Here is an 18,312-nt window from a genome sequence, read left to right on the forward strand (position 1 = left end):
ATAACTAACAGCTCGCAGCTATCTTCCTTACAGTCCTACCTCCTTCCGATCGATGCCGGTATCATCGGCGCTGGAGCGGAGTATGGAGAGCATTTCGTTATAGGCCAGGAGCTTGGCTTCAATGTAGGTGAGCTCTTCGGGGTCGGCAAAGTTTCTGCGTTCCTTGAGGTCGCGTATGTTGGCATGCAGGGTGATGAGCACATCCTGTATAAAGGCAACGTACGGATTGTTCATGCGAAATTATTTGGCGCGTACCAAAAACGTAATCTTACCTTTAGACAGTGTAGGTACGTTGGTACCGGTCTTGGTGAATGTAAGGCGTTCAACGGCCTGACGGCATGCTTTGGCTGCTTCTGCACTCAGGCTATTCTCGAGAATGCTAATTTTCTCCAACTCGCCATCGGCGTTTACTACGATTTCAAATACAATCTTGCCAGACTCATTGTTAGGCACTACCGGTTTGGGCACTTCATCCCAATCCCAGCCTGACAGCGTAAGGCTTGAACCGGTTCCATTACCGCCACCACCACCGGGCTGGCCATACAGTGCCTTGGCATCCAGTTTTCCTTCGGGGCTGCCTTTATCACCTACTTTGCCTTCATCGTCACCGTGGTTGCCGGGCTGGCCAGCTTTACCTTCGGATGTTTTATTGGAGGATGCTGTATTCTGTGCGTTTGGATTATATACGGCCTTCGGCTCTTCTTTCTTCGGAGTCTCTTCTTTCTTTACCTCTTTCGGCTTCTCGATAACTTTTTCTTTGGGAGGCTCAACGGTCTTTACTTCTTCCTTCTTTACCTCTTCTTTTTTGATCTCTGTTTTTTTATCTTCCTTTTTCTCAATAACCGGAGCATCATCTTCATCTGTCGTCAGCATTTTGTCCTCAGCTGGCGTTGTGGTTTGCGCTGGTGGCGGAGTTGATGTTTGAGGTTCGCTCTTCTGCGGTTCTTCTTCCTGCGTTCCTCCAGACCCAACGGGAGTTTCGGGTTGTATGTCACCACTGCCCTGATCATCCAGGCCAAAGTTGAGTTCAACGCCATACTCTCCTGGCGGAGGATTCATCGGGCGCCAGGCAACAATAAAGAACATCAGCAGCAATGCTACCGCGTGTATCCCCACAGTTGTAAGAAAAGCTACTAACTCATTCTTTTTCTCCTGGCGCTCGGTCATATTCTATTGGTTGATCTAGTATTTTACTACCCAAATTTCGTTCCCATAATCTCCGCCTTTCATACCATCGGCAGTAGCCTGGGCATCGGCATAGGTATCTTTATAGTCAACGGCCAGCCTGCTGAATTTCGTTTTGCCATGTGACGGAATAATATAGCAGGTTACTCCGCTGTTGCTGAGTTTCTTCGCGTGGTCGGCAATCAGGTCGTCATCTATAGCACTCGCCACTACTATATAATAACGGCCGGTGCGCTCACTTAATGTCTCAATCGTTCCGATAGCCGGCTTCAGGTTTGCCAATGAGTCTGCACGTCTCTTTTCATCTTCTTCACGTTTCAGCGCAGCGATTCGATCGGCCTCCAGTTTGCTGGCAGCTTCGGCTTCACGATCCAGTTTTTCCTTCATGGCTTTCTGAATTCTGTCCTGTTCCGGTTTATAAAATCCAAAGTACCATACCCCGGCTCCTACTGCCGCAAGCAAGAGCAATACGATCAATACTTTTGGCCAGACCGGTGAACGCTCTTCTTCATCCGTATAGGATCGATTGGAATTATAGCGCGGCTCTTCTTCCATAGTCTCTTCCTCCTCTACTACTTCCTCATCATTGCTTTCGGCAACAGGTTCCGGTTCAGGTTCGGGAGTAGTAGTATAGGTTGGCTCACTTTCAGCCTGTGGTTCTGGTTCACGCTTTAGAGGTTCATACTCAACTTCGGGAAGACCAAAGCTGTCGTCTGATTCATTATTGATATTGTCTTGTGCTTCTTCGTCTTGATTTCTTCTTTTAGCCATGAGCGCTGGTTATTAAGATTAGGGTTTTAAGAAAAAGGTCATTATACAAAAATAAGCTAAATTTTGACCTATACAAAGCTATAGCAAGTTATCCGCTTATTACGGGGTATACCGGGGGCATGTGGAAGCACTATATTATCATGCCAGATATATAGTGTTAGCTTCGAGGCGTGAGTTTTGAGCTGCGAGTGGAAGCCGCGAGTTGCCGGCCGGTTGCTGCTCGAAGTAATTGAATATTGAACAGAGAACATTAATCAACCAGGAAACACCTGACTGCACGCTATTAACGGTTAACTTGCAACAGATAACGTTTCTCGCTCCCTCCAGTAGCCTGAAGCTAGTAGCCAATTGCTCTTCCTAAAAGCTCCACGTAATGCCTGCCAATGCCTGGAAGCCACGCACAGGATAATTGAGATAGATCGGATACTTGTTGGAAGTTATGTTATTCAGCTGTACAAAGGCAGAGAAGGTTGGTGAGAACAAGTACTCGGCTTTGAAGTTGAGGTCGAAGGCTCCGGGTAGTTTTACTACCGCGTTTGTCTCGGGGTTAAGTGCTTTCATACCGGCTTGTGCTATAACATCGGCACTAAAAATCAGTTTCTGGTATACATTGATGGAAGCGTTGGCCGTGAGTTTGGAGGTAGGGCGATGCCATACTTCTGCAAAGTCGCCAGGGCCGTACGAATAGAAATCACCGCGCACCATAAACTTGGCCAGTTCAGATTGTGCATAGCTCAATGCTACATAAAAGTTAGTTCTGCGCGTAGCACCACGGTCATATATAGTATTGAATTTGGACGGATCTCCTTCCCTGTTCACAAAAGAATACCAGTTCTTAAGCAACGTGGTTGAAAGCCCTGTGTGAGCCTCCACTTTGTTACCCAGACGGGCATTCAACCCGGCTCCAAAGTCAAGCACACGGTTGGTATGGAAGATGGCTATATTCGGTGCCACCCACATGTTCTCGTTGGTAAGTGTCTGCAGCGATACTTTGTCCATACCACCGGAAAGAAATCCCACTGCATCTACCGATGGGCTCAGCGGATACGTTGCCTTGAAGTTCGGGTATACATGGAAATTCTTGGAGTCGATAGAGTCATTTTCGTATGCTGCGATCAATCCTACGCTAAGCTTCAAATCTTCAATCGGCAAAAACTCGTATGAAGGAGCAACGGTAAAGAGACTGCGTGGTTTGGCATCTACCTTACTGTCTTTGCGCGTGATCACCGTATAGTCGGCCTTGAGATCGAGGCGGGAGTCATCATCAATTTTATAGCCTGACTTGAATGCGAGGTCTACTTCGGTTTCGCGAGCATTATACTTATCAGCGAGGTAACTGAAGTTAGCTCCTAACTTATACGCCAGGTCTGAGTTGCGCGAGTTCGATAACTCACCACCGAGTTTGATAAGGTTGAACGATTGCTTCAGCGAATCTTTACCGATTGGTTCTCCTTTCGGATAACCATAGAAATGCGTGGTACGATTCTCAAATCCCAGGTTGCCCGATAGTGCTATATCATCGTTCAGGGAACGTCCATACAGCGAGAGGCTTGACATACCGCTGCCGGAATTTTTACCATCTACCGGCCCTTTGCCTGAACTGCTGTGATAGATGCGTGCGCCGATCAGTTTGTTCTTGTCTTTTCTGTTGTTGATATACCCTTCCAGCAAAGGCGATGCATAGTTACCGTAGCCCAGCCGTAAGAAACCTCCGTATACATCGGACGGGCTCTCTACCTTTAACTTCAGCGGACGCACCTGCGGATTGATCTGCGGTGCCTGAAAGCTGAACGACCGGAAGTCGTACGTTACCGGCGCTTTGATAGCCGTCTCCGATGGCTTCGGCGGTATTTTATCAAAGTTACGATTAGCCTTGGGTAATGATATCTGACGCTCGTTCTGAATCACGATCTCACGCGATTCTATATCACCTTCCCAATCTTCCTTAGGCTTCTGCTCCTGTGCAAAAGACATTATCGAAAAGGAAGTCATGGTTACGAGTAGACCAAAGATTTTTACAGACACAAGCTTGGAAGTATGCATGGTAGTTTTGTTCATCGCAAAAAATGGTAAACGATCAATTGTCCAGGGTATCACTTTCTACTTGTTTTTGTTTTTCAAGCTCTGCCTGTTCAAGCTGTTTGAGCTTGGCTTTTGCCTGATCTTTCACAGACTGAAGCGGGAATTTATCCAGCGACTGCAGGGTGGCACGCGCCTGGAACACATCGTTCTGCGCAGTAAAATTATCGGCCAGCAGCAGGAAGGCTTTACCAACCCAAGCATCGTAAGTAGCAAAGTCGTTAATCAGGCCCATTAATGTTTCGTAGCACTGTTTATACTCTTTCTGATTATAGAATATCTCGGCCAGCAGGTACTTCGCTTCTGCGCCATACTCATCGCGGGCAGCATTTAATGTATTCAGAAATTCGTCCTTGGCGCCTTCAAAATCTCCGCGTGCCAATGCCGTCTTGCCCAGGTATAGCGATGCCTTGTTCTGTGCTCCGGCATTGATATTTCCACGATCGATAATGGTGCGGGCATATACATCCGCAGAATCATACTGTGCCAGCAGGTAGAACGATTCCATGAGTCCGGCCCAGGCATTGTATTGTTCTTTCTTGCTGGATGCAACTTTCTCCAGTCGGTGGAAATACGTAACGGCCTTGCTATAGTTTGTCTGCTTATAATATACCTCTGCCATACGGCCCACAACTTTGTTGCCATCGCTATAGGTCATGTCGTTGCTTAGCTCGGTATAGATTGGCAGTGCCTTGTTAAAATCCTGTAGTCTGTAATAAGATTCTGCCACATAAAACCTGGCATTCATTACATTGGATGACTGTGGATATGCAGCTATAAATGCATTCAAACTGCTGATGGCCTGCTGATACTGCTGATCGAAGAACAGGTTCTTCGCGGTTTCAAATGAGAGGCTCTCTACGTTTTTATCGTCCGGGTTTGCTTTTGCATACGCATCGAGGTTGCTCTGAAATTCACCGGAACGGCCAGCAGCATTCAATGCTTCCTGCAACGGCATGAGTACTGTTTTTGCCAGCGGATGAGTCGGGAATAATTTGATTACCGTCTGGTAATCGTTGATGGTTTTGTCGTATTGCTTCAGGTTGTAGTTGGAGGCTCCTCTCCTTTCGTATGCGTACGGCAGAAAGCGTGAGCCCGGACTTTCACGAATCAACTGCGAGAGGCCTTCTACAGAAGCCTGGTAATTACTTTGCTCGATCTCAAACAACGCACGCTGATACATCGCTTCATCGCGATACTGCGACTTCGGATAATTTTTGATGAGCTCGTTCAACTGGTTGCGCGCTTCGCTGTACTTACGTTGTATACCACTCATTACACCGGCTTGCAACAATACATAATCTGTATCAGAGGAGCCTGCTGTTTTCGCACGGTTATAAGTAGCAAGTGCGTCATCATATTGCTTGTTCACATAGTAACAATCTGCGAGGCGCACCAGGGCATCGGCATAGTTTGGCGTATTCTTATTGGCCTTGTTCGTAAATTCCTTGAAGTTGTAAAGTGCCTTGTCATAGGCTTGCAGGTTATAATGAGCATAGCCCAGGCCATAGCGACTCTTTAACAGTACTTCCGGATCGGCCGTTGGCCCGAGAGACACCACATGCTGATAGTCAGCTATTGCTTCGTTGTATTTTTTTCCGAGTGAGTACGCTTCTCCGCGCCAGAAGGCGGCCAGCGCCACATAATTCTTATCAATAGGCTGTTCGAGCGATTTCGAAAAGTAGGTTACAGCTTCTGCATAATCTTCTTTATTGTATAGCTCAGCACCTTTGAGATAGGCCGCCTTTTGGTAAGCCTGGTTAATATACTGGTTGCGCGATGGCAGCCCTTCTATATATTCAATGGCTTTGTTGAAGTTATTGCCGTTTACATATACCTGCACAAGCAACTCCTTAATCTCGTTGGTGTGTGCACTTACGGGATAGGTCTTCAGAAATTTTTCAAACTCGCTGATCGCCTGATCGGATTTACCTATATCGTATGATACTTTAGCAAACTGGAATGTGCTCTCTTCGGCAAGGCTCTTGTCTTTCGGGTTCTTGCGTGCATAGTCAAATGCATTTAACGCCAGCGGCTTGTTCCCTTTTTTAAGGTGAAGTATACCAAGATAATACGATGCATAATAGCTCACGGTATCCTTTGATGCGGCCGCTTTATCGAGATACTCTATGCCTCGTTCGGTATTGCCGGTAACATAGTTGGCATACCCGGCACGGAACAATAAACCACTCTCCGCTTTTGCATTGGTATCAAAATACTTTTGATACGATTCTACTGCCTTCTTAAAATCTCCCTTGTAGTAGCTCGCTTCCGCTACGAGCATGGCAATCTCGTCCGCATTGGTTATATCAGAACGACCTTTCAGGCTGTTGGCATACTCGATCAGCAGATCGTACTTTTTCTGTTTATAGTATATATTGGCGATGAGGCTGGGCACAATTGTAGCATACGATGGATTCGTCTCTGCCTTCTTCAAGTCTGCGATGGCATCGTCATACTGTCCTTTGGAATATTCGATGAAGCCGGCATAATAGTTAGCAGCCGGTGTATAGGCTGTGCTTTGCTTCTTTACGAAGTTGAATTGCTCCAGTGCTTCATCCAGTTTTTTCTGGTTGAAATAACTATAGCCCCACTTGAAATGTCCCTGATTCTGTTGCTCCGAAGTGAGTGCCGGGAAATTTACTTTCTTGAAATAGCTGGATGCCTTGATATAGTTTCCTTCGGAATAAAAGAAGTTAGCAAGGTCGTAATAGGCTGTAGATGCTTTAGGGCTGGAGGGATTGTGAGTAATAAACTCATCGATGAGTTTCTCGCCATCTTTGTGGCCGAGGTTCAGTGCGCTGAAGGCTACATAGTATTCTGCTTCGCCTCTGCGTGCATCGGTAGGTGATGCCTGCGCCAGAAAATCGGAGAACACCTCGCGTGCGGCTCCGTAGTTAGCGTGCTGTATAAGTTCTGTTCCGCGGTGGTAAAGCCTTTCAACTTTGTTCTGCGACAGTTGATCCTGTGCATACATGCATTGAACGATGAAAACCAGCCATAAAGAAGCTATCAATCTGTACATTACGGTAATTAGGATTTGAGTTTAAAACAGCGCACTCTGAAAATTATTGCAAATAAAGAACCAAAAAAGTGAGTATAAAAAAATCCGCGCTGATGAATTTGCATGGACTTAAAGATAACGCTCCCCGTTTAAAGTTCAAGGTTCAAGGTTTAAAGTTTGGGCAACCCTTGAACGCGATACCTTGAACCTTGAACATGAAACGTTGAACTTGTCAGTTCATCAAACGCCAAACAAGCTCACGAAAGATCTGCCCTTCATCGGCTGAACCTGTATTAACACCTTTCAATTTGAGGTCTGCTTCTTTAATGGAAGATATATTATCGATGATTTTGGCAAGCGGGAACTGGCGTAAAGCAAGGCTATAATCACGCACAGCATACGGACTCACCTTCAGTTCACTAGCAAGCCCCTTATCGCTTTTGTCGGTGGCCTGCGATGCGACCAGCAGCTTGCTGAAAAAAGAGAAGAGATATGCCACCACCGGTATCATGGGGTTCTTCTTGGTGTTGCTTTCAAAGTAGTTCACAATCTTGTTGGCAAGCAATGTATCGCGCTGCAGGATGGCTTTCTGCAGTTCAAAAATATTATACTCTTTGCTCACCCCTACCTGGTTCATCACACGCTCGGCTGTAATACTTTCTCCGGAAGTCAGGGATATAGCAAGCTTGTCAACCTCATTGGCCAGTCGGTGCAGATCGTTGCCTACAAACTCGCACAAGGCGAGTATAGCCTTATCATCAATCGATACTTTCTTTTCCTTGCAATATTCGGATACAAACTCCGGCAGCTGGTTATCGTATAGCTTTTTGGTGTTGATGGTAACTGCGTATTGATCGATCTTTTTACCAAGCTCCTTGCGCTTGTCAAGGCTTTTATGTTTGTGGCAGAACACGAGCACAGTGCTGGGTACTGCTTTGGTAAGGTAGTCGAGCAGTAATTTACCCCCTATATCTTTACCAAGATCCTGTATATCCTGCGCTTCCTTCACGATCACCACCTGGCGCTCGGCCATCATGGGGAAACGCCGTGCATGGGTAAGCACGGTAGACATGGTTACATCTTTGCCATATACCACTACCTGATTAAAGCCCTTCTCGGCATCCGAGAGCACATTGGCTTCTACATAATCGGCAATCATGTCGATGTAAAATGTTTCTTCTCCCTGCAGAAAGTAAACGGGTGCATACTTCCTGCTTTTCAGATCGCCCAATATCTTTTTTACCGTTGCATCCATAGTGCTATATCCCAATCAGTCAAGCTGCAAATATGAAACAAAATTATCAACCGAAATCAGTTTACACTTTTCTGTTTACTGAACGTTACCGCCGTTGTAATGCCCACCAATGCTCCGGCAAAATGCGACTCCCACGAAATGTGCGGATCGGTTGGTAACACGCCGTAGAAGATACCCCCGTAGAGTAACAGAATGATGGTGGAGATGAAGATGGACAAAAAATCGCGGCGAAAGAATCCGAACGAGATCAGAAAGAACGCGAGGCCATATACTACGCCACTCGCACCAATGTGGTTGGCAGGGCGGGCAAATAACCACACCAGTATATTCGTCCAGAAATAAGCGCGGAAGAACACCTGCCCTCCTATCTTTCCATAAAAGAAGAACAACACGCACCCGAGAAAGAGCATGGGTATTGTGTTGGAGATGAGGTGAATCAAATCGCCATGAATCAGCGGGGCCGTAAAGATGCCGATCAATCCATGAAAGGTACGCGGCTCTATACCAAAAGCACTGAGTGGTATCCCCAGCATTAGTTCAAGATAAAAAGTAGCCCACATAAGGAACACGAGCCTGAACGGTACAACCGAACTTCCGAACAGAGAGGATTGTGCTGCCATAAAAATCTTCGCGGGCAAAAGCCCGGTGCAAATATGAAAATTGTCAGGTAACGATTAACACACCGGGAAGCAAAAGGCGTTTATTTTTTAGCAGGGTCGTTTATCATCGGTAAGTGCAGATATTCGGCTTCTTCGGAGGCAACCGTTTTTATACCCCACAAACCTCCTGATGAAGAGGCGATTTTCTCGGAAATACTTTTAAGCATTTCGTAGTAAGCGATGGAAAATTCAGGGTCTAGTTTTCTCCACAACGGGTTGAGATGCTGAAGCTCTTCCACCAGCATAGGTGTGCGTTTAGACGCCTCGTACGGATAACTCTGAATCAGTATCTTGATCTTGTCTTCGAAGTCTTCTGCCATTACTTTAAAAAATCCCGAAAGCACCGAACCGTTTCGCTTTTGTTTCTGCACAATGGATATGGCCTCTTTCACTTCCTTGCGGTCAATCTCTCCATCAGCACCGGCAATAAGAATACATACGAGTATCGGGGCGCGGAGCATCAGCTCCGTTTCCTGGTCTGTTAAAGTTTGAAATTCTGGAATCATGAAGCGGGGATTGGCTCTCTAAAGTTGTGCAAATATCAGTAAATGATAAATACCCGGATCAATAAAAATTAAGGTCGGGGTACTGTAAAATCATTTAAACTTTTTATATCATTACTTGCAACTGATCAATTGTATTTGTGAATGAACCGGATATGGTTTAACTTATTTCCATTGCATGGTCATATACCTGCTAACCTCTTGGCTAATGGGCATCTGACCTTTATATTTACTTTCCAAACTTTTGCGCATGTACGAAAAAGATCCCGTTAAAATATTTGTTGTCGAAGATGATCCGGCCTACACAAAGTTTTTAAAGTACGTACTGGAGCTCAACCCCGATTACGAGGTTCAATTCTATACTTCCGGAAAAGATTGTCTGGCCAACCTGTATAAGAATCCTGCGGTGATTACGCTCGATTATTCGTTGCCTGATATGCCGGGCGAAAAAGTGTTGAGCCAGATACGCAGTCACGATCCCAACATCAATGTGATCATTGTATCGGCCCAGGAAAAGATTCATACCGCGGTAGAGCTGCTGAAACTGGGTGCCTACGACTATATCGCGAAAGATCATGAGACAAAAGACCGTCTGCTGAACTCGATCAACAACGCGCGGAACAAGACTTCCCTGATCAAGGAGATCGATCATTTAAAGAAAGAAATCTCCGAGAAATATACCTTTGAGAAGAGCATCATCGGCTCCAGTCCGGCCATCAAACGCGTGTTCTCGCTGCTGGAGAAAGCAGTGCAAACAAATATATCGGTCAGTATCTCGGGCGAAACGGGTACGGGTAAGGAAGTAGTAGCCAAAGCAATTCACTATAATTCCAAGCGCAAGAACAAACCGTTTGTAGCGGTGAACATTGCCGCTATACCGCACGACCTGATTGAGAGTGAACTGTTCGGCCACGAGAAAGGTGCCTTTACTGGTGCCGTCACCAGGCGCATTGGTAAATTTGAAGAAGCTGAAGGCGGCTCGATCTTCCTAGATGAGATTGGTGAAATGGACCCCAACCTGCAGGCCAAGCTTCTTCGTGTGCTGCAGGAACGTGAAGTTACCCGCATCGGCGGCAACCAAGTGATCAAGCTGGATGTACGCATCATTGCCGCTACACATAAAGACCTTTCAGAAGAAGTAAAGGCTGGCCGCTTCCGCGAAGATTTGTATTATCGTTTACTCGGTCTGCCCATTATGCTGCCTCCCCTGCGGGAGCGCGGCCAGGACGTTATACTTATTGCCAAACATTTCCTCGATCAGTTTGCCCAAGACAACCAGTTGCGCAAATTCAAGATCAGCCCCGAAGCACAGGAAAAATTACTCCAATATCCTTTCCCCGGAAACATCCGCGAGTTGAAGTCGGTTATTGAGCTGGCGGCTGTAATGGCTGAAGAGCAAGAGCTTCGTCCACAGGACATAAGCTTTAACAGTACCACGCGCATGGAGTCGTTCCTGTATCAGGAGATGACGATGCAGGAATTTATGTATCGTATTATTCGTCATTACCTGAACAAATACGACAACAATGTGTTGGAAGTGGCACGGAGGCTCGACATCGGAAAGTCCTCCTTATACCGGTACCTGAAGGAGATGGAGACGATCGGCATCTGACATGAAAATTGAACAGTACGTTAAGAAGGGTTCTTTTTATGAGTCGGTGGTAGAAGACGGCTCAGACATCATCTTTATTGTTGACTATGGTGGCGAGATATACTACCACAACGCTTCTGCCAGCGAAACGCTGGGCTACCGTTCCAAAAGCCTGATGGGCAAAAACTTCTTCGACTATATACTTCCTGAAACACGCGATGATTTTCAGAAGAAGCTCAGGAAAAGCCAGAACCGCGCCTATACCGAAAAAGTAGAATTTCAATTTCTCTGTAAAGACGGCACATACCGTTTCCTGGAATTCAACGCGATCAACCTCAAACACAAGCAAGGTATACCGGGTTTTATTCTCGACTGCCGTGACGTTACGCAGCGCAAGGAGAACGAATCGGAGCTGATGCGCCTTCAAAAAGCGAAAGAGCAATTTCTGGCCAACATCAGTCACGAGATACGCACGCCTATCAATGGTATAGCGGGCATGGCGAACCTGCTCAGTCAAAGCCCGAGCCCGGAAGAACGCGAGACATACCTGAATGCGATCAAACACTCGGCAGAGAACCTGAAAGTTATCATCAACGATATTCTAGACCTGGCTGCGATCGAATCGGGTAAACTTCGCTTTGAAAAGATTGCCTTCAACCTGAAAGATCTTCTCCCCTCGCTCATCAGTACATTCATGTACCAGGCAAAAGAAAAGAAGATTGCCCTGGATTATCGCATCGATGAAAAACTGAACAAGATATTATTAGGCGACCCGGTGCGTCTTAACCAGATATTGATCAACCTGATCAGCAACGCAGTGAAGTTTACGCATACCGGTTCGATCCAGATAAAGTGTACGGCCGAGCGTGAACAGCGCGGTATATGCTGGGTACGCATTGAAGTAATAGACACGGGTGTTGGTATACCGGAAGAAAAGCTCACTACTATATTTGAAAGTTTCAGCCAGGCCGATGCCAGCGTAACCCGCCGGTATGGTGGCACAGGGTTAGGTCTCACCATTGTGAAGCAGATGGTTGAACTGCAGAATGGAAAGATCCATGTGGTAAGCAAAGAACATGTAGGCTCTACGTTTATGGTTACCATTCCGTATAACATCGGTAAGGTAAACGACATTGCCCAAACCGCTCCCCGGAAAGACAAAACGGTGAAAGACCCCAACACTTCACAATTGCGCGTATTGCTGGTAGAAGATAATGACATTAACCGCCTTTACGCCAAAAGTATACTCAAGAACTGGCATTGCTTTATTGATGAAGCCGAGAACGGTCTGGTGGCGATCGAGAAGATCAAAAACAACCACTTCGATGTTGTGCTGATGGATGTGCAGATGCCGGTGATGGATGGCTATGAAGCCACGAAGGCCATTCGTATGATGGAGCAATCGGCCAGCCTGCCGATTATTGCCCTTACTGCCAACGCCACACCTACGGATGTCGACAAGTGTATATCCTCCGGCATGAACGATTACCTGCCCAAGCCTTTCACGCCCGAAGACCTGTATCAAAAATTATTCAATGATCTGAAAATAAAACCATCGATGGTTTCGCAGGAGAAACCAACCACGATGAAAGTTATACCTTCCTATAACCTGAACTACCTTCGCTCGGTATCAGGAAACAATGAAGAGTTTATCCGGGAAATGGTAATGACCTTCATCCAGACTATACCGCCTGTACTGGAAGATATGAAGAAAGCAATGAGCACGCATGACTGGCTGAAGCTTTCAAGGCTGGCGCACCAGATCAAACCATCGTTTATTCTGATGGGACTGGATTCGCTCCGGAGCGATATCATTTTCATTGAAGAGAATAGCAAGCTTGAAGCAAACCTGCTCGAAGTAGAGCAGCTGGCGCTTGATTTTATTGAACGCTGTTACAGCATGCTGCCGGAGTTATCCAAAGAAGGACTTCCGGCAGCCTGAAGGTAACTTCTTAGTTCGCATTCATTACAATTACTTTCGTATACATCACGGCACGATCGTTTGCCTGAATGGCCAGTATATACATGCCATTGGCGATGCGTGCAACATCAATCTCCTGAGGCGATGTGAGATCGCGGTTCACATTACCGGATGATACTACGGTGCCACGCTGATCGATCAGCTTCCAGGTATAATCGCGTGTGAGTCTGTCACCCAGATACAGCTTGATATTTTGCGATGCCGGGTTCGGATATATCTGCAGATTTTCAAGTGCAGCCACTACCGGATCGTCCGCTATACCCACCGGAGTTTTCGGAGTTTTGGTCTGCTTGATTTTTTGAATCACCGCCTGCAATATTCTGCGCGTGGCCTTGTCCTGAGCAAAGGCAATAATATAGAGACTGTCGCCATTGGCAATCGGAGTATCCATCTCAAATGTTTCTTCAGCATCCGGTTTGGTATAGGTTACCGGTGTTCCGGCTGTGAGTGGATCTGTAATGATAAATCCTTCCGCACCATATAATAACTTCCGTAAAGAGAAGCGATTACCGTTAACACCATTCTCAACCAATGCCGCCTGCAGGATAATAGGAGGATTAAATGAATTCAGCTTGTCAACAAATGTATAGTTGATATCCGCTTTCAATACTTCCGGTGATGTTGAGCCATCAATGGCAATGCTGATATTGAACGAAGGTTCTTCCAGCGCGCGTCTGTCAAGGTCTACCGGGGTAATATTACCGGTGTATCCGTTGAAGTTTGTTCCGTAATAATCGCCCAATATACCATCCATGATTGTAGCCGGTGGTTGCCGTATACCGTAGAAAAGTGCACGGGCACTCGGGTCGGTCTGATTGGCTTTGTTGATTTCATCTACAAAACCGCTCACCTCCATGTGGTATTGCAGTTTGATGAAGTCATTGGAAATGGTTAGCAGGTTGTCAACATATTCCTCAGATTGTGCCAGTGTTGCATTCGTGCTGGCATCGTTGGTGTAGTGCTCAACCAAAACATTGCGCTTCTTCTCCCCGATATATATATCATCGAATGCGAAACCATTCGAAATTGTGCCCGGGTTGTTATCACTGTTGCTACCAAACGCAATACGGAACACTACGGTATCTTTTGGCAGATCGTTCAAATTGTAGCGGGCATCACGCCATCCATCAGTAGCACCTGTCCATGCATAGTTATCCTGACCTCCCGGATGTCCGCTCAAGTCAGAACCATTGTACCATTCAATACCGAGTCCTTTATCCGTACCCACAGTCTCCCAAGTTATACCACCATCGGACGAATACTGCAGTACAGCGCCATCAAAATTCTTATCCGAGTCAGACCAATACTTCATAGACACCATGGGGCGGTTCAGGCCTTCCAGGTTTACACAAGGTCCGATCACATAAGATTGTTCATTTGGATAATACGTGCTCACATAATTACCGGTAGCGTTGGTATTACCTCCCGTCCACCAGGCATTTACTCCGGAGTATGCTGCGTTGATATGCTGGCCGTCAAGATTACCAAACGTCCAGCTGGAGTTACCAGCCTGCTCAACTTTGATCCACGTACCCTGTCCGCTTTCAAAATCAGTTTCATAGCCATTGCTTGCTATGGGTTGATTGTAATCCAGTATATATATTCTTTGCGTGGTATCCTTCAAACAACCTACATCGGTTTTCACACGCAGTGTTACATCATAAGCCTGATAAGTGCTGTACTTGTGGCTTGGATTATTATAGGTTCCGGAAGTTTTAGGATCGGCAGGTACGGTAACGTTTTTATCTCCATATCCCAACACATCCCCATCTCCAAACACCCAGCTATATTCTTTTATGCTTCCCAGTGCTATCGTAGACTTATCTTCAAATCGGGTAGTTTGCCCACTACATATTTTAGTCCACTCAAAATTCAGCTTCGGCTCTGGTCCTACCTGTATAGTTTGCACCACATCGTCTGAGCAGTTCTTATCTGTAGTTACCGTGAGCTTCACATTATATATACCGGGTTGATTGTAGGTGAGCGATGTAGCCGAATCAGAGCTGGTAAGACCCCCGTAATCAAAATCCCACAGAAACTTCGTGATCTTGCTTTTATACGTGTTGTTCGGTATATCAGACAAGCTGGCAAATTTCGCAGCATCGGTAACACAGGCATTGTTCGTCTGTATAATTGCGCGAGGCGATGCATGCACAATTACCTTCTTGATATACTCCGTGCGGGCATTCAACGTGTTGGTATAGGTATATTGAATGAAATAGGAACCTGCTGTCACATTGTTGGTATTTACATACCACAAACCATCTACAAAGTTCACCGTGATGCCAGCGGTGAGACTTGTGAACTCCGTGGTGGGTATGCCGGTAGTATGATCCGGTATACCGATCAATTGACGAAGGCCTGTTTCAGCACAGATCTGTAATGCACCGGTAGCATCCACCACCGCACCATCGATATTGAAATCTATATTCGTAATCGGATTGACAACCGTGGTCTGGCTCGTTACACCTACACAACCGGTAATGGTATTGGTAACAGTATAAGTAACGGTATTGAAACCAATGTTGGCAATGGACGGATCAAAGATGTTAGTACCCGATTGGATGCCAGGCCCGGTAAATACGCCATTAAAATGACCACCGGATGGTACACCCGATAATGGATCTGGCGGATCGTTCTCGGCATACGAACTTTCAAGACCGAAGATCAGCGGCTGCGGCTGCGGGTTGATCTTTATATACACATTGTCCGAAACAATGGAACAAGGTCCTGAGCCATCCGGATCATTGGAGGTAAGCGTTAAGGTAACACCACCACCTGCTTTATCTGTAGAAGTAAATGTATAAGTTGATAACGGATTCGTTACATCTGAAAACTGTGCGCTTCCGGAACCACCGCTCCAGGTTACAGAGGAAGTAGTACCGGAGTAACTTCCGTTCAACTGCGCCACCTTGTCTTCGCAGACTTCGAAGTCGCTTCCGGCAAACACTTTTGCCGATTCATTGATATGTACATCAACATCATCGGATACTTGTGTACAAGGGCCTGAGCCGTCCGGATCGTTAGTGGTAAGTCGGAAGGTTAAGGTTGTTCCTATATCACCCGCAAGCACACCATAGTTTGCTGTAATAGTGCTTCCTGTTATACTGCTGATCGACAGGGTTCCGCCCGCGGTTGACACCGTGCTCCACGCACCGGATGTAGCGCTACCGCTGATTATACCAGAAAGATTAATTTGTCCTGGTTCGCATACAACCTGGTCTACAAGAGGTACGATGCTCGCCCGATGATTAATCGAGATTCTCAATGTATCTGACTTGTCAAAGCATGGTCCTGTTCCGTCCGGATCGTTGGTAACAAGGTATAGCTCTATAAATCCGTTGGTAACATCGGCATTCACGGCAGTGTAGGTTGCTGTTACGTTTCCTCCACTGGTTGAACTGGCAGAGATCGAACCGCTTCCTGTTTTGATGAACCAGTTTGCAGATGTTGCACTTCCTCCTATTATACCATGCAACGGAATGCTCATCGGCATCACAGCACCTTCACAAACCGCGAAGTCAGCACCTGCGTTTACCGTTACGCTTGGGTTTATGGTAACCGTTACCGTTGAAGACGGGCCATCACAACCATTTGCGGAAGGAACTATAGTATATATAACAGACCCTGCGGATGCATTCGTTGTGCTTAATACCTGGCTTATCAGTGAACCGTTACCACCACTTGCACCTGTCACGTTCGTGCTTGGTGCTGCAGTCCATGCAAACGTAGTTCCTGAAACATTCTTGGGTAATGGCTGAATATTGATCGAAACAGTTTCACCACTACAAATTGTTATATCGGTTGCTGAAGCTGAAGGAAGCGGTTTCACCAAAACAACCAGGTTTACCGGCTGCCCGTCACAACCATTATTGTGTGGAACGATGGTATAGGTTACGGTTGCTGATGTGTTGCCGGTATTAACGGGTGCATCAGTAATCGAACCGCTACCGGAAGCAGTAACACTTCCCGAACTGATGCTTCCGTTTATAGCACTCGTCCAGGTAAACGTTGTGCCTGATACGCTTGCTGTCGGTGTAAAATTTAACGCAACGCCGCTGCATATTTGTTGCGATAAGGCTACGGGGTTATTGGTAATTACCGGCGTTGGCTTTACTGTTACGGTTACATCGTATGGTGCCCCTGAACATCCATTGGCAGAAGCTATGATTCTATAGGTAACAGACCCGCTGTTTATACCATCGGAGCTGGTTAATGTCTGGTTGATTGTGGTACCGCTTCCTCCGGAGGCACCCGTTACATTAGAAGATGTTAATACAGACCATGTAAAGGTCGCGCCCGATACATTATTCGGATTAGTAATGGCTACTGATGTCGTTTGGCCTGAGCAAATCGTTTGTGCACTGGCAGATGCCGTTGGCAGCGGCTTCACGGTAACTACCATGTTCACCGGTGCACCGGAACATCCTCCAAAAGAAGGTGTAATGGTATATATAATGACAGCGTTGCTGTTTGTATTATTTACCGGTGTGTCGGTAATAGCGCCCGAACCGGAAGCACTCACACCCGACAATGTACCGATCACGGTTGATGTCCAGTTAAAGGTTGTGCCCGAAATGGTAGAGGTCGGCAGGAAATTCAACGATATACCACTGCATATTTCCTGGATGAGTGTAGTCGGTGCATTGGTAATTACCGGCTTCGGATTAACCGTAACCGTAACATCGATATAATTTCCCGAACATCCGTTTGATGCTGGAATGATGCGGTATACAACAGTACCGGTGTTAATGCCATCCGATGCCGCAAGCACCTGGCTAATGGTTGAACCGCTGCCGTTTGCTGCACCCGTTACATTGGATACGCTCTGAACCGTCCAGTTGAAAGATGTTCCTGATACGCCATTCGGATTCGTGATGACTACGCTGGTGCTTGAACCGGAACATATACTCTGATTAGAAGCCGCCACGGTTGGTATAGGTTTTACCAATACATTCACGGCATAAGGAATTCCATTGCAACCACTGGCCGAAGGTTGAATCAGGTACGTTACAGTTCCATTGGATGTACCATTGGTAGCCGTCAATGCCTGGGCTATCAGGGTGCCTGCTCCCCCGGAAGCTCCGGTTACATTGGAAGCACTCTGAACAGTCCAGGTAAATGTAGTACCGGATACACCATTGGGATTCGTGATGGCTATATTCGTGGTTTGTCCGCTACAGATGGAAGCATCGGCAGCATAAGCATCGGGATTAGGGTTAACGACTAATGTTGCAGCTGTGCTGGTAACCGATGGTGTACAGGTTCCACTTACTACAACATC

General features: G+C 46.5%; 11 protein-coding genes. 2 read left to right on the top strand and 9 right to left on the bottom strand.

The window, feature by feature from the left end:
• Positions 1–27: 27 nt before the first annotated feature.
• The 8 genes from V7Q33_RS21340 to V7Q33_RS21375 all read right to left on the bottom strand — a co-directional run bounded on the left by V7Q33_RS21340 (position 28) and on the right by V7Q33_RS21375 (position 9,459).
• On the bottom strand, positions 28–234 hold the full coding sequence (locus tag V7Q33_RS21340) for a hypothetical protein (RefSeq protein WP_333821203.1): 207 nt from the start codon (positions 232–234) through the stop codon (positions 28–30).
• 6 nt (positions 235–240) lie between these two features.
• Entirely contained in the window at positions 241–1,167 is a 927-nt protein-coding gene (locus V7Q33_RS21345) for an energy transducer TonB (protein WP_331982400.1), read from the bottom strand.
• A 15-nt stretch (positions 1,168–1,182) separates the two neighbouring features.
• Positions 1,183–1,956 (bottom strand): hypothetical protein, encoded by a 774-nt coding sequence (locus tag V7Q33_RS21350; protein WP_331982403.1) that lies wholly within the window; start codon positions 1,954–1,956, stop codon positions 1,183–1,185.
• Positions 1,957–2,313: 357 nt separating this feature from the next.
• Positions 2,314–4,014: a hypothetical protein gene (locus V7Q33_RS21355; RefSeq protein WP_331982406.1), complete on the bottom strand. Its 1,701-nt coding sequence runs from the start codon at positions 4,012–4,014 to the stop codon at positions 2,314–2,316.
• Between the two features lie 19 nt (positions 4,015–4,033).
• Positions 4,034–7,060: a tetratricopeptide repeat protein gene (locus tag V7Q33_RS21360; RefSeq protein WP_333821204.1), complete on the bottom strand. Its 3,027-nt coding sequence runs from the start codon at positions 7,058–7,060 to the stop codon at positions 4,034–4,036.
• Between the two features lie 211 nt (positions 7,061–7,271).
• Entirely contained in the window at positions 7,272–8,294 is a 1,023-nt protein-coding gene (gene holA / locus V7Q33_RS21365) for a DNA polymerase III subunit delta (RefSeq protein ID WP_331982411.1), read from the bottom strand.
• Positions 8,295–8,350: 56 nt separating this feature from the next.
• The gene (locus V7Q33_RS21370) at positions 8,351–8,914 is read right to left on the bottom strand and encodes a rhomboid family intramembrane serine protease (protein ID WP_331982414.1); all 564 of its coding nucleotides are present in this window, start codon (positions 8,912–8,914) and stop codon (positions 8,351–8,353) included.
• An 80-nt stretch (positions 8,915–8,994) separates the two neighbouring features.
• Positions 8,995–9,459, bottom strand: coding sequence for a hypothetical protein (locus V7Q33_RS21375; RefSeq protein ID WP_331982417.1), 465 nt, complete (start codon positions 9,457–9,459; stop codon positions 8,995–8,997).
• Positions 9,460–9,706: 247 nt separating this feature from the next.
• Between V7Q33_RS21375 and V7Q33_RS21380 the strand changes: the two genes are divergently transcribed.
• Positions 9,707–11,068: a sigma-54-dependent transcriptional regulator gene (locus V7Q33_RS21380; protein WP_331982420.1), complete on the top strand. Its 1,362-nt coding sequence runs from the start codon at positions 9,707–9,709 to the stop codon at positions 11,066–11,068.
• Position 11,069: 1 nt separating this feature from the next.
• A complete protein-coding gene (locus V7Q33_RS21385; protein ID WP_331982423.1) occupies positions 11,070–12,989 on the top strand; it encodes a PAS domain-containing hybrid sensor histidine kinase/response regulator in 1,920 nt (639 codons plus the stop codon).
• Positions 12,990–12,999: 10 nt separating this feature from the next.
• Here the strand turns inward: V7Q33_RS21385 and V7Q33_RS21390 are convergent.
• Positions 13,000–18,312 (bottom strand): PKD-like domain-containing protein (locus V7Q33_RS21390; protein ID WP_333821205.1); only part of this gene is annotated, 5,313 nt, incomplete at its 5' end.

The sequence above is a fragment of the Ohtaekwangia sp. genome, assembly GCF_036786105.1.
In the GTDB taxonomy this organism is placed as follows: domain Bacteria; phylum Bacteroidota; class Bacteroidia; order Cytophagales; family Cyclobacteriaceae; genus Ohtaekwangia.